16 protein-coding genes and 4 pseudogenes are annotated in these 23136 nt (G+C 62.1%); 8 read left to right on the top strand and 12 right to left on the bottom strand.

Going from position 1 to position 23136, the window contains the following annotated elements:
- Positions 1-72 precede the first annotated feature (72 nt).
- The 3 genes from G7007_RS05730 (at position 73) to G7007_RS05720 (ending at position 4129) form a co-directional block, all read left to right on the top strand.
- Positions 73-2766: a putative bifunctional diguanylate cyclase/phosphodiesterase gene (locus G7007_RS05730; protein WP_181099789.1), complete on the top strand. Its 2694-nt coding sequence runs from the start codon at positions 73-75 to the stop codon at positions 2764-2766.
- A gap of 63 nt (positions 2767-2829) precedes the next feature.
- Positions 2830-3495 carry a peptide-methionine (S)-S-oxide reductase MsrA gene (gene msrA, locus G7007_RS05725; RefSeq protein WP_181099787.1) on the top strand — a complete coding sequence of 222 codons (666 nt, stop codon included), beginning with the start codon at positions 2830-2832 and terminating at the stop codon, positions 3493-3495.
- A gap of 10 nt (positions 3496-3505) precedes the next feature.
- Positions 3506-4129 (top strand): glutathione S-transferase, encoded by a 624-nt coding sequence (locus G7007_RS05720; protein ID WP_181099785.1) that lies wholly within the window; start codon positions 3506-3508, stop codon positions 4127-4129.
- Between the two features lie 285 nt (positions 4130-4414).
- Here G7007_RS05720 and creD read toward each other — a convergent pair whose 3' ends face one another.
- From creD to rloA2, 4 genes are all read right to left on the bottom strand, one after another.
- Positions 4415-5743 carry a cell envelope integrity protein CreD gene (creD, locus tag G7007_RS05715; protein ID WP_181099783.1) on the bottom strand — a complete coding sequence of 443 codons (1329 nt, stop codon included), beginning with the start codon at positions 5741-5743 and terminating at the stop codon, positions 4415-4417.
- Between the two features lie 91 nt (positions 5744-5834).
- Positions 5835-7280: a two-component system sensor histidine kinase CreC gene (gene creC / locus G7007_RS05710; RefSeq protein ID WP_181099781.1), complete on the bottom strand. Its 1446-nt coding sequence runs from the start codon at positions 7278-7280 to the stop codon at positions 5835-5837.
- A complete protein-coding gene (gene creB, locus G7007_RS05705) occupies positions 7280-7960 on the bottom strand; it encodes a two-component system response regulator CreB (protein WP_181099779.1) in 681 nt (226 codons plus the stop codon). Before creB ends, creC begins: the two co-directional genes overlap by 1 nt.
- Positions 7961-8202: 242 nt before the next feature.
- Positions 8203-8703 carry a retropepsin-like aspartic peptidase RloA2 gene (rloA2, locus tag G7007_RS05700; protein WP_181099777.1) on the bottom strand — a complete coding sequence of 167 codons (501 nt, stop codon included), beginning with the start codon at positions 8701-8703 and terminating at the stop codon, positions 8203-8205.
- A gap of 194 nt (positions 8704-8897) precedes the next feature.
- On the opposite strand from rloA2, the gene G7007_RS05695 reads away from it, so the two are divergent.
- A complete protein-coding gene (locus tag G7007_RS05695; RefSeq protein ID WP_181099895.1) occupies positions 8898-9815 on the top strand; it encodes an acyltransferase in 918 nt (305 codons plus the stop codon).
- Between the two features lie 10 nt (positions 9816-9825).
- Here the strand turns inward: G7007_RS05695 and G7007_RS05690 are convergent.
- A pseudogene (locus G7007_RS05690) lies at positions 9826-10626 on the bottom strand (IS5 family transposase); the annotation flags it as partial.
- A gap of 263 nt (positions 10627-10889) precedes the next feature.
- Here G7007_RS05690 and G7007_RS22485 point away from each other — a divergent pair.
- Both G7007_RS22485 and G7007_RS05680 read left to right on the top strand, forming a co-directional pair.
- Positions 10890-11669 carry an RHS repeat-associated core domain-containing protein gene (locus G7007_RS22485; protein WP_181099775.1) on the top strand — a complete coding sequence of 260 codons (780 nt, stop codon included), beginning with the start codon at positions 10890-10892 and terminating at the stop codon, positions 11667-11669.
- Positions 11670-11899: 230 nt separating this feature from the next.
- Positions 11900-12109 carry a hypothetical protein gene (locus G7007_RS05680; RefSeq protein WP_181099773.1) on the top strand — a complete coding sequence of 70 codons (210 nt, stop codon included), beginning with the start codon at positions 11900-11902 and terminating at the stop codon, positions 12107-12109.
- A 47-nt stretch (positions 12110-12156) separates the two neighbouring features.
- Here G7007_RS05680 and G7007_RS05675 read toward each other — a convergent pair.
- Both G7007_RS05675 and G7007_RS05670 read right to left on the bottom strand, forming a co-directional pair.
- Positions 12157-12939: pseudogene (locus tag G7007_RS05675) on the bottom strand (zinc-binding dehydrogenase); the annotation flags it as partial.
- Positions 12930-13637, bottom strand: a pseudogene (locus G7007_RS05670) (IS3 family transposase); the annotation flags it as partial. The pseudogenes G7007_RS05670 and G7007_RS05675, both read right to left, overlap by 10 nt.
- 741 nt (positions 13638-14378) lie before the next feature.
- On the opposite strand from G7007_RS05670, the gene G7007_RS05665 reads away from it, so the two are divergent.
- Complete coding sequence (locus G7007_RS05665; protein ID WP_219858963.1) at positions 14379-15320, top strand: RHS repeat-associated core domain-containing protein; 942 nt, start codon at positions 14379-14381, stop codon at positions 15318-15320.
- Positions 15321-15412: 92 nt separating this feature from the next.
- On the opposite strand, the gene fdhA is transcribed toward G7007_RS05665, so the two are convergent.
- Complete coding sequence (gene fdhA / locus G7007_RS05660) at positions 15413-16612, bottom strand: formaldehyde dehydrogenase, glutathione-independent (RefSeq protein WP_181099772.1); 1200 nt, start codon at positions 16610-16612, stop codon at positions 15413-15415.
- Between the two features lie 545 nt (positions 16613-17157).
- On the opposite strand from fdhA, the pseudogene G7007_RS22115 reads away from it, so the two are divergent.
- A pseudogene (locus tag G7007_RS22115) lies at positions 17158-17391 on the top strand (RHS repeat-associated core domain-containing protein); the annotation flags it as partial.
- A 712-nt stretch (positions 17392-18103) separates the two neighbouring features.
- On the opposite strand, the gene purU reads toward G7007_RS22115, so the two are convergent.
- From purU to G7007_RS05635, 4 genes are all read right to left on the bottom strand, one after another.
- Positions 18104-18961 carry a formyltetrahydrofolate deformylase gene (gene purU / locus G7007_RS05650; protein ID WP_181099767.1) on the bottom strand — a complete coding sequence of 286 codons (858 nt, stop codon included), beginning with the start codon at positions 18959-18961 and terminating at the stop codon, positions 18104-18106.
- A gap of 11 nt (positions 18962-18972) precedes the next feature.
- Positions 18973-19605 (bottom strand): sarcosine oxidase subunit gamma, encoded by a 633-nt coding sequence (locus tag G7007_RS05645; RefSeq protein ID WP_181099765.1) that lies wholly within the window; start codon positions 19603-19605, stop codon positions 18973-18975.
- Between the two features lie 173 nt (positions 19606-19778).
- Positions 19779-22796 (bottom strand): sarcosine oxidase subunit alpha, encoded by a 3018-nt coding sequence (locus G7007_RS05640; RefSeq protein WP_181099763.1) that lies wholly within the window; start codon positions 22794-22796, stop codon positions 19779-19781.
- On the bottom strand, positions 22793-23128 hold the full coding sequence (locus tag G7007_RS05635; RefSeq protein WP_181099761.1) for a sarcosine oxidase subunit delta: 336 nt from the start codon (positions 23126-23128) through the stop codon (positions 22793-22795). The genes G7007_RS05640 and G7007_RS05635 overlap by 4 nt, the downstream gene beginning before the upstream one ends.
- Positions 23129-23136: the final 8 nt, after the last annotated feature.

Here is a 23136-nt window from a genome sequence, read left to right as displayed (position 1 = left end):
GATGCAACCTTGCTGAACGCGCCGTCGATGAACCGCATTCCGCGCCCATTGCCTTGTCCGAGCGAGTCTTCGATGAAAAGCCAACCCGATGCCATCAGCCGCGTGGTGGCCGAGGTCGTCACGCAATTGCCCGTGCCTTCCCGGCTCGGCATGCTGCGTTTCGAGCGGCTCAACGAAGCCAGTTGGGCGCTCCTGTACCTCGACCCAGCGTGCGAACGCACCCTGGGCCAGCCTGCCGCCGAATTGTGCGCGCTGGTCGGCTCGCCCTTCGCCAGCCTGATGGAGCCCGAAGCCCGTTACCGGCTGCACGACGAGATCCAGCTGCAACTGGCGCAGCGTCCTCATTACCAGGTGCGCTACACCCTGCATCTGGACGACAGGACGTTGCGCGTGCTGGAAGCGGGCGAAGCGTTCCGCCAGGCGACTCGGCAGATGCTGCGGGGCTACCTGACCCTGCTCGACGAAGGGCAGGTCGCCGACCCAGCCCTCGACGCGCTCGACCTGGAAAGCCGCAACACGCGCCTGGAACAAGCCTTGCTGGCCAACCAGAACGTGCAGCAAGAGCAGCTCGAGCACCTCGAACGGGTGCAGGCCCAGCAGAGTCTGATCCTGCGCCTGGCACGCCAGCGCTACAGCGCAGGCAATTCCTTGCTCGAAGCCGCCGAGCTGATCACGCGCAGTGCCTGCGAGATCTACCGGGTCGACCGCGCCAGCCTGTGGCATCTGGTGGATCAGCGGCTGGAACCGATTTCGTCCTGGCATCAGGCCGAGCAGCGACACCTGCTGCCGGAACCGCTCGATATCGCCGGCTTCCCCGACTACCTCGACGCCCTGCACGCCAGCCGTGCCATCGATGCGCACAATGCCAGCCACGACCCGCGCACGCGGGACCTGGTCGATGACTTGTACGCCACCGGCAACAACGCCTTGCTGGACGCCGGCATTCGCATCGACGGCCAGGTGGTGGGCGTGCTGTGCCTGGAGCAGACCCGCGGCCCGCGTACCTGGCAGGCCGACGAGATCGCCTTCGCCGGTGAGCTGGCCGACCAGGTCGCTCAGGTCATCACCAGTCAGAACCGGCGCACGGCGGCCAGTGCGCTGCAACTCTTCCAACGTGCGGTCGAGCAGAGCGCCAGCGCCTTTCTGCTGGTCAATCGCAAAGGCGTGGTCGAGTACGTGAACCCGAGCTTCACGGCCATCACGCAGTACAGCACCGAAGAAGTGCAAGGCCATCACCTGGCCGAGTTGCCGGCGCTGGAAAACCTCAGCGAGCTGCTGTTCGACTCCTCGTCCACCCTGGCCATCGGCAACAGCTGGCAGGGCGAGTTCAAAAGCCGGCGCAAGAGCCTGGAGCCCTACTGGGGTCAGTTGTCGATCTCCAAGGTCTATGGCGACAACCGCGAGCTGACCCACTACATCGGCATCTATGAAGACATCACCCAGGGCAAGCTGGCCCAGCAGCGCATCGAGCGTCTGGCCTACACCGACAACCTCACCAACCTGGGCAACCGCCCGGCCTTCATCCGCTGCCTCGACGAACGCTTCGCGCGCGATGGCGACAGCCTGATCTGCCTGCTGTTCGTGGACATCGACAACTTCAAGCGCATCAATGACAGCCTTGGCCATCATGCGGGTGACAAGTTGCTGGTCAGCCTGGCACGGCGCCTGCGCAACAGCCTGGACACCAGTGGTTGCCTGGCGCGCTTCGCCAGCAACGAGTTCGCCGTGCTGCTCGACGACACAGCCCTGGAAGACGGCCAGTACATCGCTCAGCGCCTGCTGCAGACCCTCGACAAGCCGATGTTCGTGGACAACCAGCTGATCAACGTCACCGCTTCGGTCGGCCTGGCCTGCGCGCCGCTGCATGGGCGCGACCCCCAGACCCTGATGAAGAACGCCGGCCTGGCCCTGCACAAGGCCAAGGCCAACGGCAAGCATCAGGTGCAGGTGTTCACCGAGGTACTCAACGCCGAGGCCAGCTACAAGCTGTTCGTCGAGAACAACCTGCGCCGCGCCCTGACCCAGGACGAACTGGACGTCTTCTACCAGCCCAAGCTGTGCCTGCGCAGCGGCCGCCTGCTGGGGCTGGAAGCCTTGCTGCGCTGGAACCACCCGGAGCGCGGCATGATTCGCCCGGACCAGTTCATCAGCGTGGCCGAGGAGACCGGCCTGATCATCCCCATCGGCAAATGGGTGGTGCGCGAGTCCTGCGCCATGAGCAAGCGCCTGAGCGCCGCTGGCCTGGGCGACCTGCACGTGGCCATCAACCTCTCGCCCAAGCAGTTTTCCGATCCCGAGCTGGTCAGCTCGATCGCGGGCATCCTCCAGGAGCAGGCCCTGCCGCCTCACCTGCTGGAGCTGGAACTGACCGAAGGCCTGCTGCTGGAGGCCACCGACGACACCCGACGCCAACTCGAACAGCTCAAGGAGCTGGGGCTGAGCCTGGCGATGGACGACTTCGGCACCGGGTATTCGTCGCTGAGCTACCTGAAGAAATTCCCGATCGACATCCTCAAGATCGACCGCAGCTTCATCAGCGAGATCCCGGACAATCAGGACGACATGGAAATCACCTCGGCGGTGATCGCCATGGCCCACAACCTCAAGCTCAAGGTCGTGGCCGAGGGTATCGAGACGGCGCAGCAACTGGCCTTCTTGCGCCGTCACCGCTGCGACGTCGGCCAGGGCTACCTGTTCGACAAGCCGATTCCGGGCCGCGAGCTGGTCGAGCGCCTCGCACGCTACCCGCGTGGCCCGGCGACCTGACAGCCGCGCGACTCTCGGGCACACTAGGGATCTTCCCTTTCGACCGACTCAAGAGGTACGGCCATGGTCCTGCGTTCTGAAATCCTGGTGAACAAAAACGTCCTGCCTACCGCGGAACAGGCGCTCCCTGGCCGCGAAACGCCGATGACCCTGCCTGAGTTCCATTACGTGTTCAAGGACACGCCCCTGCTCGGCCCGTTCTTCGAGGACGTCGACTTCGCCATCTTCGGCCTGGGCTGCTTCTGGGGTGCCGAGCGCCGCTTCTGGCAGCGTGACGGCGTGGTCAGTACGGTCGTGGGCTATGCGGGCGGCTTCACCCCGAACCCGACCTACGAAGAAGTCTGCTCGGGCCTGACCGGCCATACCGAAGTGGTGCTGGTGGTGTTCGACAAGGCCAAGGTCAGCTACCGCGAGTTGCTGGCGATGTTCTGGGAGCTGCACAACCCGACCCAGGGCATGCGCCAGGGCAATGATGTGGGCACCCAGTACCGCTCGGTGATCTACTGCACCAGCCCCGAACAGCTGGAACAGGCCCAGGCCAGCAAGGCCGAGTACCAGGCCGAGCTGGACAAGGCCGGCTTTGGCGACATCACCACCGAGATCGACCAGGCACCGACCGTGTACTTCGCCGAGGCCTACCACCAGCAGTACCTGGCCAAGAACCCCAATGGCTACTGCGGCATCGGCGGCACCGGCGTATGCCTGCCGCCCAGCCTGCAAGGCAACTGAGGGCTCGGCCATGAGCGACATGACCCTGTTCCACTCCCCGCTGTCACCGTTCGTGCGCAAGGTTAGGGTCCTGCTGCACGAGACCGGACAGCAGGACCGGGTCACCCTGCAAGGCGTGAACATCAGCCCGGTCAGTGGTGACGAAGCGCTCAATCAGGGCAACCCGCTCGGCAAGATCCCGGCCTTGCGCCTGGCCGACGGCATCGTGCTGCACGACAGCCGGGTGATCTGCGAATACCTGGACCAGCAGCATGTCGGCCACCCGCTGATCCCGCGCGAAGGCGCCGCCCGTTGGCGGCGGCTGACCCTGGCGTCCCAGGCCGATGGGATCCTGGATGCGGCGGTGTCGACCCGCTACGAGACCTTCCTGCGCCCGGAGGACAAGCGCTGGGACGGCTGGGTGGAGGCGCAGACGCAGAAGATCCAGCGCGCGTTGGCCGACCTCGAGCAGGCACATCTGGCGGAGCTGGCTTCGGTGTTCGACATCGCTGCCATTGGTGTGGCCTGTGCCCTGGGCTACCTGGATCTGCGCCAGCCTGGGTTCGGCTGGCGCGAGCGACAACCGGGGCTGGCGGCCTGGTATGCCGAGGTTGCGAAACGGCCGTCCATGCTTGCCACGATGCCGACGGTCTGAGGGCACTGTTCCGTCCTCAGCGTCTGCATCGCGGGCAAGCCCGCTCCCACAGGCCCTGTGCCAGGGCACGTTTCAGCTCGATGGGTCGGTCGCTCGCAACGCCCATTTGTCGGGCTGGCACAGCCCTCTGTGGAAGCGGGCTTGCCCGCGATGCAGGCGCCGCCGGACCGGACGCTTGTCGCGCAAGTCGCTAAGTCCCCTTGCGTGTAGCGTGTAGCTGCGGCGTCGTACCGAACAACTGCCCAACCCGCTGCGCCAGCCAACGCCCGATCGCTTTATCCTCCCTCATGCCGGCCGCCCTACCCGCGCCCAGTCGAGCCGGCGCGTGAGAACCATGAACACCCCCAGCAACCCGAAACATAGCAACGACCCCATCAGCAGGGCGTAATCCTCGGCACTGAGCAGCCCGTAAAGCAGGGCGTACAGCGTTGCCAACCCTGCCGCAAAGCCGACGCCGCGGGCCGCGCTGTGCAACACATGGCTCAGGTAGAACCCGATCAACGCCACGCAGGCCGTCGCCGACAGGCCGTACGCCAGCCCGAACCCCAGGTGTTCGGACAGCGACAACAGCAGCAGGTAGAAGAAGGCCAGGGCCGTGCCGACCAGGATGTACTGCACCGGGTGCACGCTGAGATTCCTGAGCACCTCGAACAGGAAGAAGCCGGCGAAGGTCAGGGCGATGAACAGCAGGGCGTACTTGATGGCGCGTTCGCTCTTCAGGTACTGGTCGACCGGGTCGACGAAGCTCACGCCGAAGGTACGCTCGCCGAAGGCCTCGCACTGCCCGCCCGTGGCACACTGCTGCAAGGCGTCTTCGAGGTTGGTGGCGAAGAACGACGTCTGCCAATGCGCGGTGAAGCCTTGATCGTCGATCGTATGCCGATTGGGCAGGTAGCTGCCGATGAAGCTTGGGTGCGGCCAACTGGCCTGCAGGTCGACACGACTGGTGCGCCCTACCGGCAAGAGCTGTAACTGCCCCGTGCCCTGCAACGCCAGGTCGAAACCGTACTCGAACTCACGGGCGACCGGATCCTCGAACTGGGGCAAGGCCACTTGCACACCGTCACGCAGCCAGTCCAACCCGGTGCCGGCTTCGAACGTCCGGGACGTGCCGTCGACGGTGAGTTGCAGGGCGTTCTCGATCCCGCGAATGTCGCTGATGCCGACCACCAGACGCGGGGTGTCGAAGTGGTAGTCCTCGTAGTCCTTGTCGATGCCCCAGCGCGTTGGCAACCGGAAGCTGCCGCCCAAGTGCCCTTTGGCATGGAACAGTCGCGCCTGGTAGATACCACGGGCTCGCTGTTCCGTGTCCACGTTCAGGTCGGCGGCGAAGGTCTCGGGCAGAAAGTAGAGCTGCCCGGCGACCGTGCTGACGTCCTGCACACGCTGACCGTCCTTCTCGATCCAGCGGCGTTGGAGCTTGCGGTACGGCACGACCAGCAACGGGCCGCTGATGCGTTGGTCGAAGCTGGCGCTCTGGGCGATGTTCTGCACCACGTCGTCGCGCAGGCGCTGACGTTCGCCGATCAGGCCATCGATCATGAGCAGCGGGATCAGCAACAGCAGCGTCAGCAGGGCAATGGTGCCGAGCTTGAAAGCAAGGGTCTTGTTCATGGGGCCTCCTGGGTCAGTGGAGGCAGTCTGCGCAGGCCGTGTGGACGCTTCGAGGAGGCTGTGTGGAGAGTGTGTGAAGTTGCAGGGCGCGTCAGCCTTCGAAGGCCCGGCCGAAGCGTCGTGCTGGCAACCACAGCTGAACACGTACCCCGCCCTCGACATTGTCCACGGCCAGGGCACCGCCATGCAGGTGCATCACCTCGGCCACGAAGTTCAGCCCCAGGCCCGTGCTCTTGCGTCCGGTCCCAGGACGGGGCAGCGAGTAGAAGCGCTCGGCGACCCGGTCGATGGCGTAGTCAGGGATTGCCTCTCCCTGATTGAACACACTCAGCGCCACCTGCTCGCCCTGCTGCGTCAGGTCGAACGTCAGGGCGCCACCGGAGGGCGTGAAATCCAGGGCGTTGTCCAGCAAGTTGGCCAGGGCCTGACGCATCAGGAAGGGATCGCACAGTAACCGGCACGCCGGTATATGCTGGTGCACCTGGAGGTCTCCAGCCGCCAAGCGGGCCGCCTGGGCCATCAGCAGCTCATCGACCAGTGCCGCGATGTCCACGTGCTGCTCGTCGTCCAACGCCTGCATCTGCTCGACCTTGGCCAGGTCGAGCAGGCGCTCGATCATCTGCTGCACGCGCTCGCTCTCGCGCTCGACGTTGGCAGCGAACTTCGCCCGCTGCTCGGCCGGCATCTCCCCCTGCAACAGCTCCGCCGCACCGCGGATCGCGGCCAGCGGGCTTTTCAGCTCATGGGTCAGGGTGTGGACGTAACGCTCGACGTACGCCTTGCCTTCGAGCTGCGTGCGCATACGCTCGACGGCACCGGCCAGGTGCGCCAGCTCACCCCCCTTGTAGAATGGCAGCGCGGCCCGTTCGCCTTCGCTGACCGCCTGGGCGTAACGGGCCAGCTTGCGCAGGGAACGCGCCAGCCACCAGGACAAGGCCGCCCCGACCAGCAGGCCCATGACGATCACGCCCAGCCCAAGGGTCAGCAGCCGCCGTTCGGAACGATCGATGTACGGTTGCAGGGAGCTGTTGGGCTTGGCCACGGTGACCACACCGATGATGTGGCCTTGATCCAGGATCGGCGCCGCCACGTGCATCACCGAGGTGCTCTCGTCCGCCTCGACGCTGCGCGTGGAACGCGCACCGTACTGCCCGCGCAAGGTCAGGTAGACATCATTCCAGCGCGAGTAGTCCTGCCCGAGCGCCTGGCCGCTGGAGTCGAGCAGCACGATGCCCTGGGCATCGGTGACGTAGATCCGGTGGCTGACCTGATGTTTTTCCAGCCCCCAGATCCGCGCGCCGGGGCTGCGCAGGCCATAGGCCTTGAGCACCTCGGGCAGGCGACTCTGGCCCAGGGTGCCGGCCTTGACGTCATCGTGCAGGATTTCCGCCAGCAGGTTGGCGGTGTCCACCAGGGTTTCCTCGGAGGACTGGCGCACCACCGGACGGATCTGCTCGCGCACGGTATTGAGCAGGAAGTAGCCGGCCAGGCCGACGAACAGGAAGTACACCAGGAAAATCCGGATGCCTAAGCGCATCAGGCCTGATCCGGGCTGTAGCTGTAGCCCAGCCCGCGGTGGGTCTGGATCGGCTCGACGTGCACGGCGACCTGGCGCAGCTTGGCACGCAGGCTCTTGATATGGCTGTCGATGGTCCGTTCGTAGCCGACATCGGAGGCGACCCCGAGCGCGTCGAGCAGTTGCTCGCGGCTGAACACTCGCTGCGGTTGCGCCAGCAGAGTGTGCAGCAGGCGAAACTCATGGCGCGTCAGCGACAGCGGCTGGCCGCGGTAGTGGATCAGCATGCGCACGGTGTCCACCTGGAATGGGGTGGCCGCTTCCACAGGCTCGATCCGTGGCGCCATGCGCTTGAGAATCGCCCGTACCCGCGCCGTCACTTCACGCGGACTGAACGGCTTGACGACATAATCGTCGGCGCCGATCTCCAGCCCCACCACCCGATCGATCTCGCCATCGCGCGCGCTGAGGAACATCACCGGCACCTCGGAGAACCGACGCAACTGCCGACACGTCTCGAATCCGCTGATGTCGGGCAGCCCGATGTCGAGAATCACTAGGTCCGCCGGCTGCAGACGCAGCCGCTCGAGCGCCGCGCCACCCAGGGTGACCCAGTCGGTGCTGTGACCGTCGGCCTGCAGGGCGTAGACCAGCGTGTCGGCGATGGCGGCTTCGTCTTCGACGATGAGGATGTGGGGCATGGGGGTCTCGAGTGGCGGGCTGCAAGCTGCAAGCTGCAAGCTGCAAGCTGCAAGCTGCAAGCTGCAAGCAGGAGTGTGGCGCATGGATGTACGCTGAATCCTACTGGTTACGGCTTCTAGCTTCTAGCTTCTAGCTTCTAGCTTCTAGCTTCTAGCTTGTAGCTTGTAGCTTGTAGCTTGTAGCTTGTAGCTTGTAGCTTGTAGCTTGTAGCTTGTAACTTACGACTTGCAGCCCCTCGCCCTCAGCAGTCCGGCTTGTCCGCAGTGTAACGCTGTGCCGGGTCGATGGCCGCCTTGAACTCGCGCAGGGCCTTGGCGCCGATCAGCAATGGGTAGTCGAAGCTGCTGCGGTCGGTGAGATTCACCTCGACAGTGCGCTTGACGTTGCCCAGGCACAGGTCCAGGTCGATCACCGGCCGCTTGGCGAAGCCGGCCGCCTCGCCTTCGTCATCCTCGTCGGCCCGGCTCTTGATCTTGCTGATGCGCGCCAGCTTGTGCTCGTAGACCTTGTCGTCCGCGTCCGGGGTCGCCAGGCGGAAACGTACCCAGTCATCGCCATTACGGCTGAAACGCTCGATGTCCTTGGCCGACAGCGAGGCGGTCCAGGCACCGGTGTCCATCTTGGCCTTGAGGGTTTCGCCAAGTTCCGGCAGGCCGATGTGTTCGTAGCGCCCATACAGCATGGGGTCCGCCGCCATCACAGGCAGGGACAAGGTGCACAGCAAGGCAAGCATGGGTTTCACGGGCAAGGCTCCTGATTCGACGGTACCGGTTGGACGCCAAGCGCACGTCGATGTTTCAACGATCCCTGGCAACGGCCTGCGACTCTAGCCAACACAATGTGAAACATTTGTTCGCACCGCCCGGCCCGACGCATTTGGCGGGGCGCAGCGGCATGCTTATCATGGCTCCCTGCTCAGACCACAAGAGTTTCCCTATGCGTCGCCTGTTCACCGGCATCCTCGTGGCCATCCTGCTGTTGCTCAACACACTAATACTGATTTGCCCCTTGCTGTGCTTCGCCGTGCTCAAGCTGGTGCTGCCGGCTCGCGGCCGCGACTGGGCCTCGCGCGCGGTCATGTGGGTGGCCGAGACCTGGGCCGAGATCGACAAGCGGATCTTCGCCGCGTGCATCCCGACTCGCTGGGACATCCGCGGCATCGACAACCTGCGCCCGGACACCTCCTATCTGTGCGTCAGCAACCACCAGAGCTGGGTGGATATCCCAGCGCTGATGGAAAGCCTCAACCGCCGTACGCCGTTCTTCAAGTTCTTCCTGAAGAAGGAGCTGATCTGGGTGCCCCTGCTGGGGCTGGCCTGGTGGGGCTTGGACTATCCGTTCATGAAGCGCTACAGCAAAGCCTTCCTGGAAAAGCACCCCGAGCTCAAGGGCAAGGACCTGGAAATCACCAAGGCCGCCTGCGAGCTGTTCAAGCGCCAGCCGGTGACCGTGGTCAACTACCTCGAAGGCACGCGCTTCACGCCGGCCAAACACCAGGCTCAGCAGTCGCCTTACCGTTACCTGCTCAAGCCCAAGGCGGGAGGCGTGGCATTCGTGTTGGCCGCGCTGGGCGAGCAGCTGGATGCGCTGTTAGACGTGACCATTGTATATCCCGGTGATCGGGCGCCTGGGTTCTGGGATCTGCTCAATGGCAGTATTAGGCGGGTAATCGTGGACATCCAGGTGCGGCCTTTGGATTCAGCACTGTGGGGTGGAGAATATGAGGGCGACCCTGCGTTTCGCCAACAGGTGCAGGGGTGGGTGAACCAGTTATGGAAGGAGAAGGACGCACGTATTGGTAAGTTGCGGGATGAGCTGAAGCGATCCACCATTGCGCCCACATGCAGACACTAAGCTCTGTACGAAAAAGAGGTCGCAAACACCGCATGGCACAAGCCAGTGAGACCATGGCCGCGTAGCTTTTTGCGAGCTTGTCGAAGTGCGTGACGATCCGGCGATTCTCTTTCAGCCAGCCAAACATACGCTCGATGGCGTTGCGTTTACGGTACTTGGGTCGGTCAAACAACCGGGGCAAGCCAGGCCTGGGTCTGCACGTCATCGAGCGCAGTGGAATGACCGACTTCATTCGATAATCGTCACAGTAGCGCCGCAGCGCTTGGCAGCCGTAGCCTTTTCAGCAAGCAGCCACCTGCATCGCTTGCGCGGACGACCGCGACCACTTGAAGGGATACTGACATCATCCAGAAGCGGCTGAGCATAAACGATGTCGCTGGCGTGGCCGCCGGAGAGCAGGAAGCGTAGCGGCACACCTTGGGCATCACACAGCATATGGATCTTGGTGGTCAGTCCGCCGCGATTGCGGCCTAAAGCGTAATCGGCGGGTTCTTCAGGCCCACGTTCTCTCCCGCGTCTGAGGAAGCTCAGGTGGCGCTTACAGTGGTCGAATCGATCATCCAGACCTGCACGTCTATGAGGCCTTGATCATTGAGTTTCAGATGCAAGCGTCTGAGCGTCTGGTCGAACGGGTCTTGATTACGCCACGTCCGGAATCGCTGCTACACCGTGGACCAGGGACCGAATCGCTCAGGCATGTCTCGCCAGGCGGCACCTGAGCACAGGATCCAAAGAACACCATCGAGCATCAAGCGATCGCTCAAGCGTGGCCGGCCTCGATTGCGCTTTCAGTGAATAGGTCAGCCACCATAGACCAGGCTTCGTCTGAGAGTTCGTAACGCTTTGCAACCACACAGAATCCATTGCTGCAGAAGGCTGAAAACCCCAAAACCTGTCATCAGGGAGCTAGACTAGGTTTTCTGAAGTTTCAGAAGTTTCCTTCAGGCTCATAACGGGCTACAAGAGTGCATCGCAGCGGTACTTCCCCTGACATTTCTGTCAGTAGCGCCACAAATCTTCTTCCGGAATACTGATGCTTGTTATCTTCCGCCTAGACTTTCACGGTGCCTTTCAATGAAAACGAACCTAACACGCAGCTACACAGCCTATGGCTATGCGATGCCTTACCCAAAAGGGCAACCCTTGCTGGCATTTAATGGTGAACGCCCCGATCCGCTTACAGGATTATACATGTTAGGTTTAGGGTACAGATCGTATAGCACAATCTCGATGCGTTATAGTGCACCAGACACCCTGTCACCATTTGGAATAGGCGGTCTAAACGCCTATACTTATAACAAGGGTGACCCTATCAATTACACTGACCCTACAGGTCATTCCAGAGTGAGCACTTTGATCGCAAAGCGCTTTAATCAAAGAGTTCAAACGCGCTTACAAATCCTGATGAACCTCGATAGCCCAGCTCATGTCATTACACCTTCTAAAAGGGATGCACCACCCTACTACCCTTCTGACCCCTATGCTTTTTCATCGCCTGGCTCGCCACCAAGTTATGATCCAGGCCTCCTTCCACACTACTCTAAACGGCTACCAAAAGGCCACATGTATGTGGTGGGCCCAAGCTATACCCCTTCTGGCGGCCATGTAAAACCACCTGTGCCTCCGAAATACGAAACGTTGCCTTCCAGGCCCCAAATAAAAACCAGCCTCCCTCCAGAGCAAGTTGCAGCCTATCGGACGGAGCTTGAGGAAGAAACCGCTCATTATCGAAATGTTAGACGCAACATTAGAACAATGGAAAGACGGAACCTTACTGTTCCTGAATCCTACTATCAAACCCTGCGGAACATTCAACAACGCCGCGACGTTATCCGAGATTTATTGGGGCCTTAACACACGGTATATCGCGCCTCTACCAAAGCTTTGAAATCAGTCGAAACATCGCTACGGGTGAAATCTTCGGCAAGGCTGGTTGAAGTCCTACATAGCGAAGCCACTGCTAGCCCCCACAGGTGTTGCCACAGGCGATGAACTGTCATTTCTGCCAGTATCAAAAATTTCAGGGTTGCTCAGAATAGGTTTCACGCAGCCTCCACCTATTCAGTACGGCAGGGACTCGACCCATGCGCAAAGCCTCGAACAACTCGCTTTTCTTCTATCAGGGCCACAAGCTGATCACCGTGAGTCAGAGCGATCAGCATCGCGCTATCTTTCGCGCTGCGGAACAACCGTTGGCTGAATTGAGTGCCGACGACGCCCGAACCAACGGTCTGCTGGCCACCGACGACAAAGGCTCGATCCTCGTCGTGCAAAGCCCGGACGAACAGCCATGAAAAAGCCCCTCGATGCGAGGGGCTCTTCGTGACGTCACCTCACGGCATCACGCCGCGCCCCACATCTTGTGCGGGTCGATCACGAATTTCTTCGGTACGCCGGCATCGAACTCGCCATACCCTTCAGGCGCCTGGTCCAGGTTGATCACCTGCACGCCCACCACCTCGGCGATGTTGATGCGGTCCCACATGATCGCCTGCATCAACTGGCGGTTGTACTTCATGGTCGGGGTCTGGCCGGTGTGGAAGCTGTGCGACTTGGCCCAGCCCAGGCCGAAGCGGATGCTCAGGGCGCCGATCTTGGCGGCGGCATCCGATGCGCCCGGGTCTTCGGCCACGTACAGGCCCGGGATACCGATGCTGCCGGCCACGCGGGTCACCTGCATCAGCGAGTTCAGCACGGTGGCCGGGGCTTCGTGCTTGGCGCCCTCATGGCCATGGCCACGGGCCTCGAAGCCGACGGCATCGACCGCGCAGTCCACTTCCGGCTCGCCGAGGATGTCGACGATCTGTTCGTGCAGCGGGGTGTCCTTGGACAGGTCGACCACTTCGAAGCCTTGCGACTTGGCGTGGGCCAGACGGGCCGGGTTGAGGTCGCCGACGATCACGCAGGCGGCGCCCAGCAGACGTGCCGAGGCGGCAGCGGCCAGGCCGACCGGACCGGCGCCGGCGACGTAGACGGTGCTGCCTGGGCCGACGCCCGCGGTCACGGCCCCGTGGTAGCCGGTGGGCAGGATGTCGGACAGGCAGGTCAGGTAACGGATCTTCTCCATGGCCTTGTCACGCTCGGGCAGTTTCAGCAGGTTGAAGTCGGCGTACGGTCCCAACAGTTTCCCTTGCGACTCATGCTGCAGTGCATACCATGCCGCGCCAGCAGGCTCTGGTAGGCAACGCCGTCGTGCTGGCTGCCGCGGTCGGAGTGGGTAATCAGGCCCGATGGCGGCTGCCATTGCGCAATCGCCAGTTGCAGGGCATTGCACACCAGGTCGACACACATGTGCGGCGCCATCGCCCAACCTACGATCTTGCGCGAGAACAGGTCCATGACCACGACCAGGTACAGCCAGCTGCTGCGGATACGGATGTACGTGATGTCAGCCACCCAGGACTGATTGACCCCTGCCGGCGTGAATTGGCGGTTGAGCAGGTTCAGGGCGACCGGGTAACTGTGCTTGCTGTTGGTAGTATGAACAAACGTGCGCTTCCAGACTGGGTGTAAGCCCTGTTGTTTCATGAGGCTCGGACCTTGAAGCGGCCGAGGACCATGCCCTCGTTGCGCAGTGCGCCGAGCAGGCGGCGGCTTGCGTAGCAGCGCTCCGTGGATTCGAAGATGGCCTTGAGCCGGGCAGTGATCGGACAGGCCGGACGCGGCCTGGCGTGTTGCTGACGGGCTTCGTAGAACCTCGAACGACTAATCCGCAGTACTCGGCAGACACGCACCACCGGGTAGGCCTTGCGTTGCAATTGGTGAACCCAGCTGGTGGATCACTTCAATTCGCGGGCAAAGAAAGCCGTAGCTTTTTTTAAGGTGTGGCGCTCAACCTGTGGGAGTGGGCGTCAGCCCGCAATGACGCTGGTGTGGGAGACATTAACCAGGCTGTATGCCATCGGCACCTGTCGCCTAGCATTTTTGACAGTAGTAACGCGCCCGTCACTGCACGATACTCCCAACCATCGTTGGAAACCGTTAGCGAGACCGCAACTTGTTTTGATGAGGGTTTACCTATGTCCCAGGGCGAAAATCGGGCCTACTCAGCATCCGGGTACGCCGCCAGTACATCATTAAGCGAAACGCTTTCTGGGTTTAACGGCGACTTCTATTTAGCTGTCCTCGGCAGTTATCTGCTGGGCAACGGACATCGCAATTACTCACCCAACGTGCTGCGATTCCTTTCGCCAGACTCACGCTCCCCCTTTGCTGAGGGGGCATCAACTATTACGCCTATTCCTCAGGCGACCCGATAAATCACGTCGATCCGTCTGGACAATTTTCTGTCTACGGCGAATAGAGCGTTCGGGCATCCATCCACTGCTCGGATTCCAATCAAGGTCCGTGTTGTGTCTCAACTCCCGTCCTATGCTGAGCACAAGAAAGATTTTGCTTACCCGCCCCGGGTCGCGTCCCCACAGAAATCCATGCGTGATCCTGACTGATCTTAGCTCGGAAAGCGGTGGCCAAGGTGCCCTGCCAGCACGCAACGCTTTGACGATGTCCAGAATGGGCTTGAGACAATTTTCATGAACGCCTTCATGTAAAGAGATTTGAATCATGAACAAAGCACAGAATAATTCGCTGTTCTTCTATCAAGGCGACAGGCTGGTTACCGTGAAACAAGGCGCCGTCAGTCGCATTATTCTCCGCACCCCAGACATGCCGTTGGCCGAGCAGCAAACGGCCGGCAGCACGTCGGCAGGCCTGCTCGCCATCGATGATAAAGGTTCGGTGCTGTCGGTGCAGGAAGCCGATGAAGACGAGCCGCGCAGGTACTCCGCCTATGGGCATGAACCCGGGTTGCCTTCGTCGCGCAGGCTACTGGGCTTCAATGGCGAACACTTCGAGCGTGCATCTGGCTGCTATCCGCTGGGCAGCGGCTATCGCTCCTACAGTCCGGGCTTGATGCGCTTTCAATCACCCGATGACTGGAGCCCCTTCGGGCAAGGCGGACTCAACCCCTACGCGTTCTGTGCAGGCGACCCGGTGAACAATCAGGACCCCAGTGGGCACATGCCGAGCTCCGCCCTGAGAGTCCCACCCTCGACACCCACGATCACCGCGCTGAGGGAACCGGATATCTTCGCGAACATCATCAAGCACAGCCGCTTGGCCGATGCCGCCGCGCTGTCTCGAGCCAGCAAACACCTGAAACAGATGACCCAACCCGCAATGACCAAGATCAAGCGTTCGCGGGAACAACCTGAACTGCTACTGGCCTCTGCACAGGAAGGCACCGTTGGCCCTGCGCTTGGGCATTCTTACGAAGTTCTAGTGAAAAGCCCTTCCATAGACCTCACCCCCTTCAAGGGCAAATCCCCGGTGCGGGATCAGCTGATACGCAATATCGAAGCCGACAGACAGTTTCGGGCAGCTCAGCGCGACAGGTCGCCGTCTTTTGACTCTGTATCTTCTGCATCAGATTCCGAAGACGAGATCGCCCGTATCAACGAGGGCATCCGCAGAGCTCTGAGAGGCCCGCAATTAGAGCCCTGGTAGGCCCGCAATTGTAGAACGATACCGGTGCGTCACTTTCAAGTCTGGAAAAAGAAAGCCCCTCATCACGAGGGACCTTCCTGACTCACGGCACCTTACGCCGCGCCCCACATTTTGTGCGGGTCGATCACAAACTTCTTCGGCACACCGGCATCGAACTCGCCATACCCTTCCGGCGCCTGGTCGAGGTTGATCACCTGCACGCCCACCACCTCGGCGATGTTGATCCGGTCCCACATGATCGCCTGCATCAGCTGGCGGTTGTACTTCATGGTCGGGGTCTGGCCGGTGTGGAAGCTGTGCGACTTGGCCCAGCCCAGGCCGAAGCGGATGCTCAGGGCGCCGATCTTGGCGGCGGCATCCGATGCGCCCGGGTCTTCGGTCACGTACAGGCCCGGGATACCGATGCTGCCGGCCACGCGGGTCACCTGCATCAGCGAGTTCAGCACGGTGGCCGGGGCTTCGTGCTTGGCGCCTTCATGGCCATGGCCACGGGCTTCGAAGCCGACGGCATCGACCGCGCAGTCCACTTCCGGCTCGCCGAGGATGTCGACGATCTGCTCGTGCAGCGGGGTGTCCTTGGACAGGTCGACCACTTCGAAGCCTTGCGACTTGGCGTGGGCCAGACGGGCCGGATTGAGGTCGCCGACGATCACGCAGGCGGCGCCCAGCAGACGTGCCGAGGCGGCAGCGGCCAGGCCGACCGGACCGGCACCGGCGACGTAGACGGTGCTACCTGGGCCGACGCCTGCGGTCACGGCGCCGTGGTAGCCGGTCGGCAGGATGTCGGACAGGCAGGTCAGGTCACGGATCTTTTCCATGGCCTTGTCACGCTCGGGCAGTTTCAGCAGGTTGAAGTCGGCATACGGCACCAGCACGTATTCGGCCTGGCCGCCGGTCCAGTCGCCCATGTCCACATAGCCGTAGGCACCCCCGGCGCGGGCCGGGTTGACGGTGAGGCAGACGCCGGTGTGCATTTCCTTGCAGGAGCGGCAACGGCCGCAGGCAACGTTGAAGGGCACCGAGACCAGATCGCCGATCTGCATGCGCTCGACGTCGCTGCCCTTCTCGACGATTTCACCGGTGATTTCGTGGCCCAGGACCAGGCCGACCTGGGCAGTGGTGCGGCCGCGGACCATGTGCTGGTCGGAGCCGCAGATGTTGGTGGAGACCACCTTGAGGATCACCCCGTGCTCGATCTTCTTGCCACGCGGGTCCTGCATTTTCGGGTAGTCGATCTTCTGCACCTCGACCTTGCCGGCGCCGAGATACACCACTCCACGATTGCCTGACATGCTCTTACCTCGCTTGAATTCTAGTTATGCAGCGGTGGTTGAAGCGCCGCCCTCCCAGGACGACAGATGTTGCGGATGCCGTGGAAGGAGGCCTGCCACGGCGCAAAGGCGTACAGGGCCGCGCATTTGGTGCGGTCCATTGTGGTCTTGTCGTGAGGGGGTACGGTGACTGGGAACGACAGTGGCTTGCTTTGGAGCGTCAGATTGGCAAACGGGACATGATCAACGGGCGAGCGCTCGGCGCATGTTGCAATGACCCTGACGAAGCCCTTCGATGCTATGGAATGTTATGCATGGCTGCCCGTGCCTCTGGATCCTGCCCCCGGTACGTTGACTGCTTTTACACACTTCACCATTCGTGAATGGATTCATTGTGCTCGCTTAAAACAAGGCTATTTCAACCGTCTGGCATGGGTGCACACCTGATATAAATGTCAGTTGTGTTGCGATGAAAAATCATTGAACGTACCAGCCCAGACCTGTGGATCTTCCTCTTATCAGGACCTTGCAAGCGCTTTGCCTTGGAGAAGCATATGAATACAGTGGCGCTTTGTTACACACCCTATGGCCATGAAAGACTTGGCGACAGATTATTGGGATTCAATGGATATGCCCGACTGTTAGAAAATACCTACTCGCTCGGTAACGGTCATCGCATGCTAGGCCCAGCCTTAATGCGCTTTCTGTCACCTGATGCGCTGAGCCCCTTTGATCAGGGCGGGCTAAATTGTTACGCGTATTGTGGTGGTGACCCCATCAACCGCAGCGATCCAACGGGCCAGTTTTTTAGTAGGTTTTCTAGACGCTCGAGTCAGCCCAAACCAGCCTATTTACCTAACCATTACCCAAAGATTTTGAAAAAAGAAATCGCTCTTGTCGAAAACTACAAAGCTTCTGCTGGAAAAGATCCTAGAAGGGTCGTCACCCGAGCGTCTGACGTTTCCGAGGCCGGCGTGGGCGTCGAACAAAAATATGTATTGACTAAAGACAACCAACTTATTGTTGCGTCGTCAGGAGCCAAAAATTCTCCGACCTATATATCACACCCCTCGCTGGCGGAGCGCGTCGCCAGCAAAAAAGTAATAAGCGCAGGCACCTTTAGAGTTGGCAGCCTTGGTGAAGTCTTTGTCTATAACCGATCAGGACATTATCGCCCCAAATTCGATTCTTTAGCGAGTGCCGTTGAGAAGTTTAGATCACTTGGATTTGAACCCATCGCTGTCAACTATACCCCTTGACTCCAATAGTCTGTGGGTGCACGTCACGCTTGCAAAATTTTTTAGATTCCACATAGGGCGAATGATGCAGCTACAACGCCTACCCAACTTCCTAGGCTTTGTACGCACCGTACCTGCGGGCGATCAGGCCGTGTCGGACACACGTTCGAAACTGCTCATTTGCTCTATGTAACCTGCGCTTTCTCACCTGTTTTCGCCTTGCCTGCTCGCCGTTCGGTGACTTTCCGTACAACGCCTAGGTCGTTCACTGATTTTAGAGCACCACCGTCCGATTGGCATTGAGGAACACGCGCTTCTCGATGTGGTACCCCACCGCGCGCGCCAGCGTCAGGCATTCGATGTCGCGGCCCTTGGCGATCAGGTCCTCGGGGTAGTCGCTGTGGTCCACGGTCTCGACGCCCTGGGCGATGATCGGGCCTTCGTCCAGATCGTTGTTGATGTAGTGCGCCGTGGCGCCAACCATCTTCACACCCTTGTTGTAGGCCTGGTGATAGGGCTTGGCGCCCTTGAAGCCTGGCAACAATGAGTGATGGATATTGATCGCCCAGCCATCGAGCCGACGGCACAGCTCGGGCGACAGCACCTGCATGTAGCGCGCCAGGATCACCAGCTCGGCGCCGGTCTCCTCGATCACGCGCAGCACCTGACGCTCCTGCCCGGGCTTGTCCTTGGGGTCGAGCGGAAAGTGGTGGTAGGGAATCTTGTGCCATTGGGCCAGGGGTTCGAGGTCGGGGTGATTGGAGATCACCGCGACCACGTCCATGCCCAGTTGACCAATGCGTTGCCGGTAGAGCAGGTCGTTCAGGCAGTGGTCGGCCTTGGACACCATGATCACCACCTTGGGGCGGTGATGAGGCGCGGTCAGCTCGAAGCCCATGCCAAAGCCCGCACTGCGCTCGCCCAGGCCCGCACGGAACGCGGCCTCATCGAAGTCGGCAGGCTGACGGAATTCCACGCGGATGAAGAAGCGGCCGGACAGCCGGTCGTCGAACGAGTGGTGTTCCGTGACATAGCACTGCTGTTCGTGCAGAAAACGCGTCACCACGTCGACGGTGCCGAGCGTGCTTGGGCAGTCGGCAGTCAGGATCCAGGTATCCGGTGCTCGGCTCATCGGTGTTCTCCTCAGGCCTCGATGGTCAGGCCGTACTCGGCCGACGCGTCCTGCAACCACAGCCACCAGTAATCGGCGAAGCTGCGACGGATCATCAGCTCCCAGGTGTCCTCAGCGGTGCGGCGGATCACCAGCTGCGACTTGGCGAACACGGTGCCGACGGCCTTGCCGACCGGGAAGTTGTTCGGGTGCACGTCATAGCTGGTGGACTTCATCAGCACCTCGCGCACGTTCGGGCCACGCAGCTCCAGCAGGGTCTGCCCGCCACTGACGTTGACCACCTGGATGTGCTGACCTTCGAGGGCCGCGCGCAGCTTCTGCTCGGCCTCGAGCTCCTGACCGCCCGGGACGATCAGCAGCCACTCGTCCGGGCCGACCCATTGCAGCGAGGTCTCGCCATCGGCCACCACGGTCAGGGCGACCGGCAGCTCCAGGCCCAGGGCCTTCTGCACACCTGCGGCGAACGCCGGGTTATGGCCATCGCCACGCAGGGTCAGGTGGCCGAGGAATTTCTTTTCGCGCAGGGTGACGCCGGCGTTCTGGCGGCCCTTGCCGACCAGGCTGGCCAGGTCGGCATGGTGCAGCGGGGTCTGGGCCTTGACGTCGGCGCTGGGGTTTTGCTGGTAGACGTTGATCGCACTCATTTTTTACCTGCCTTGAATTCTGGATTCGACCGCGATGCCTGGGACGTCGATGCTTGCGTGGGAGCAGGCTTGCCCGCGAAAGAAGGCGGTGGATTGAACACCGTCTTCGCGGGCAAGCCCGCTCCCACAAGAAGCCTCTGTCGTGCGCCAGGCACCGATGGGTGCCGGGGGTCTCAGACGTTCTGACGTTCACCTTTCGGGTCGAAGAAGACCGACGACACGATCTCCGCTTCGCTCACGCTTCCGTCCGATTGCGAGACCCAGATGCGTTCGCCCATGCGCTTGAGGCCGCCCTTGACCACGCCCATCGCGAAGGAATACCCCAGCGAGTTGTGGGCATAGCTGGAGGTGATGTGGCCCACCATCTCCTGCGGCATCGGCTGCTGCGGATCGAGGATGATCTGGGCGCCTTCGGCCAGCCACTTGGTCGGGTCCAGCGGCTTGATACCGACCAGTTGCTTGCGGTCGTCGCGCAGGCAGTCTTCGCGGTTCATGCCGCGCAGGCCGATCCAGGAGAACGGCTTGTTACGACCGACGCACCAGCTCATGTTCAGGTCGTCCGGGTTCATCGAGCCATCGGTGTCCTGACCGACGATGATGAAGCCCTTCTCGGCGCGCAGCACGTGCATGGTCTCGGTGCCGTACGGTGTCAGGTTGTACTGCTTGCCGGCCTCGACGATCTTTTCCAGGACACCCATGGCGTAGTTGGCCTGGATGTTGACTTCGTACGACAGCTCGCCGGTGAACGAAATCCGGAAGACCCGCGCCGGCACGCCGCCGACCAGCCCTTCCTTCCAGGTCATGAACGGGAAGGCATCCTTGTCCAGGTCGATGTCGGTGACCTCGGCCAGCAGCTTGCGGCTGTTGGGGCCGGACAGGGTCAGCGTGGCCCAGTGGTCGGTGACCGAGGTGAAGTACACCTTCAGCTCCGGCCATTCGGTCTGGTGGTACAGCTCCAGCCATTGCAGCACGCGGGCCGCGCCACCGGTGGTGGTGGTCATCAGGAAGTGGTTGTCGGCCAGACAGGCGGTGACGCCGTCGTCGAAGACCATGCCGTCTTCCTTGCACATCAGGCCATAGCGGGCCTTGCCCACGTCGAGCTTGGTCCAGGCGTTGGTGTACACGCGGTTGAGGAATTCACGGGCGTCCGGGCCCTGGATGTCGATCTTGCCCAGGGTCGAGGCGTCGAGCAGGCCGACGCTGTCACGCACGGCCTTGCACTCACGGGCCACGGCGGCATGGATGTCTTCGCCCGCCTTGGGGAAGTACCACGGACGCTTCCACTGGCCGACGTCCTCGAACTCGGCGCCGTTCTTCAGGTGCCAGGCGTGCAGCGCGGTGAAGCGCACCGGCTCGAAGATGTGCCCACAGTGGCGACCGGCCACCGCGCCGAAGGTCACCGGCGTGTAGTTGGGGCGGAACATGGTGGTGCCCATCTGCGGGATGGTGATGCCCATCGAACGCGCGGCGATGGCCAGGCCGTTGATGTTGCCCAGCTTGCCTTGGTCGGTGCCGAAGCCCAGCGCGGTGTAGCGCTTGACGTGCTCGACCGACTCGAAGCCTTCGCGGGTCGCCAGTTCGATAGCCGCCGCGGTGACGTCGTTCTGCTGATCGACGAACTGCTTGGGCGCACGGGCGGTGCCCTTGTCGTGCGGGACCTGGAACAGCGCGACGGTGGCGTCTTCCTTGACTGCAACGGTTTTCGGCAAGGTGCCGACGACGGCCTTGAAGCCCGCTTCGTTGGCCGCGCGCACGCCGCCTTCGAAACCATCGGCCAGCACGTCGCCGAGCGCGTAGACGCCATTCACGCCGCCTACGCAGACGCGTTTTTGCGGTGCATCGCCCGGCACGAAGCCGAGGATGTCTTCACGCCACACCGGGCGACCGCCCAGGTGCGAGGCCAGGTGGACCACCGGGCTGTAGCCGCCGGAGGTGCCGACCAGGTCGCACTCGAGCCACTCGCCCGGGCTGGTGACCTGATGGCCCGGCACATCGATGGCCGCCACGCGGGCAGCGGTCACGTGCTTGCCGCCCCGGGTCTCGATCACGGCGCTGGAGGTGAGAATGCGGATACCCTTGGCACGTGCCGCCTCGACCAGCGAGCCACGCGGGTTGTGACGGGCATCGGCCACGGCCACGACCTGCAGGCCAGCGTCGTGCCAGTCCAGGGCCACGCGGTAGGCGTGGTCGTTGTTGGTCGACAGCACCAGCTTGCGGCCCGGCGCCACGCCATAGCGACGCACGTAGGTGGAGATCGAGCCGGCCACCATGTTGCCGGGCAGGTCGTTGTTGCCGTAGACCAGCGGACGCTCCTGAGCGCCTGCCGCCAGCACCACGCGCTTGGCGCGGACCCGGTGGACACGCTGACGCACCTGGCCGATCGGTGCGCGATCGCCGAGGTGGTCGGTCAGGCGCTCGTGGATGGTCAGGAAGTTGTGGTCGTGGTAGCCGTTGACCGTGGCTCGCGGCAGCAAGGTCACTTCCGGCAGCGATTCCAGCTCGGCCACCACGGCCGCGACCCAGTCGGCGGCCGGTTTGCCATCGAGGGTCTCACGGCTGTCGAGCAGGCAGCCGCCGAACTCTTCCTGCTCGTCGGCCAGGATCACCCGGGCGCCACTGCGCCCGGCGGCCAGGGCAGCAGCCAGCCCGGCAGGGCCACCGCCGACGATCAGCACGTCGCAGTGCTGGTTCATGTAGTCGTAGCTGTCCGGGTCGTTCTGCAGCGGCGAACGGCCCAGGCCAGCAGCCTTGCGGATGTACTTCTCGTACGTCATCCAGAAGGACTTGGGGTACATGAAGGTCTTGTAGTAGAACCCGGGCGGCATCATGTTGCCGCCGACCTTGCCGATGATGCCCATCACGTCGGTGTTGACGTTCGGCCAACCGTTGGTGCTGGTGGCGACCAGGCCCGAGTACAGCGCCTGCTGGGTGGCGCGCACGTTGGGGATCTGGGTGGCTTCGCTGGAGCCCAGTTGCAGGATCGCGTTCGGCTCTTCGGAACCGGCGGCGATGATCCCGCGCGGACGCGAGTACTTGAAGCTGCGACCGACGATGTCGACGCCGTTGGCCAGCAACGCGGCGGCCAGCGTGTCACCGGCGTAGCCCTGGTAGCTCTTGCCGTTGAAGGTGAAGTTCAGCACCTTGCTACGGTCGACGCGGCCACCGCTGGAGAGGCGATAGGTCTGGCTCATACGTTTTCTCCCCGTGCGTTGACGGCCGCCGACTGAGCGGGTGTGTGTTCACGAGCGGCCATCTTCGGCTTCTCGCCAATCTTGTAGGATTCCAGGATCTCGTAGGTCTCGGTGTTACGCGTGACGTTGAAGTACTGGCGGCAGCCGGCGACGTGGTCCCACAGCTCGTGGTGGATGCCACGGGGGTTGTCACGGAAGAACACGTACTCGCCCCACTCCGCATCGGAGCAGGCCGCCGGGTCCAGGGGGCGCGCGATGTGCGCCTGACCGGAAGCGTGGAATTCTTCTTCGGAACGCAGCTCGCCGCAGTGGGGACAGAAAATATGCAACATGAACGTTG

This window comes from Pseudomonas entomophila, from assembly GCF_013523125.1.
In the GTDB taxonomy this organism is placed as follows: Bacteria; Pseudomonadota; Gammaproteobacteria; order Pseudomonadales; family Pseudomonadaceae; genus Aquipseudomonas; species Aquipseudomonas entomophila_B.
Note: the sequence above shows the minus strand (reverse complement) of the source record. Positions and strands in the feature narration are given on the sequence as shown.

Coding starts and splice junctions, on each gene's coding strand:
- fdhA (WP_181099772.1), bottom strand. CDS start 16,612: ATGTCAGGCAATCGTGGAGTGGTGTATCTCGGCGCCGGCAAGGTCGAG.
- msrA (WP_181099787.1), top strand. CDS start 2,830: ATGGTCCTGCGTTCTGAAATCCTGGTGAACAAAAACGTCCTGCCTACC.
- G7007_RS05635 (WP_181099761.1), bottom strand. CDS start 23,128: ATGTTGCATATTTTCTGTCCCCACTGCGGCGAGCTGCGTTCCGAAGAA.
- G7007_RS05730 (WP_181099789.1), top strand. CDS start 73: ATGAAAAGCCAACCCGATGCCATCAGCCGCGTGGTGGCCGAGGTCGTC.
- creD (WP_181099783.1), bottom strand. CDS start 5,743: ATGAACAAGACCCTTGCTTTCAAGCTCGGCACCATTGCCCTGCTGACG.
- G7007_RS05695 (WP_181099895.1), top strand. CDS start 8,898: ATGCGTCGCCTGTTCACCGGCATCCTCGTGGCCATCCTGCTGTTGCTC.
- G7007_RS05645 (WP_181099765.1), bottom strand. CDS start 19,605: ATGAGTGCGATCAACGTCTACCAGCAAAACCCCAGCGCCGACGTCAAG.
- G7007_RS05720 (WP_181099785.1), top strand. CDS start 3,506: ATGAGCGACATGACCCTGTTCCACTCCCCGCTGTCACCGTTCGTGCGC.
- creC (WP_181099781.1), bottom strand. CDS start 7,280: ATGCGCTTAGGCATCCGGATTTTCCTGGTGTACTTCCTGTTCGTCGGC.
- purU (WP_181099767.1), bottom strand. CDS start 18,961: ATGAGCCGAGCACCGGATACCTGGATCCTGACTGCCGACTGCCCAAGC.
- G7007_RS05680 (WP_181099773.1), top strand. CDS start 11,900: ATGCGCAAAGCCTCGAACAACTCGCTTTTCTTCTATCAGGGCCACAAG.
- G7007_RS05640 (WP_181099763.1), bottom strand. CDS start 22,796: ATGAGCCAGACCTATCGCCTCTCCAGCGGTGGCCGCGTCGACCGTAGC.
- G7007_RS22485 (WP_181099775.1), top strand. CDS start 10,890: ATGAAAACGAACCTAACACGCAGCTACACAGCCTATGGCTATGCGATG.
- creB (WP_181099779.1), bottom strand. CDS start 7,960: ATGCCCCACATCCTCATCGTCGAAGACGAAGCCGCCATCGCCGACACG.
- G7007_RS05665 (WP_219858963.1), top strand. CDS start 14,379: ATGAACAAAGCACAGAATAATTCGCTGTTCTTCTATCAAGGCGACAGG.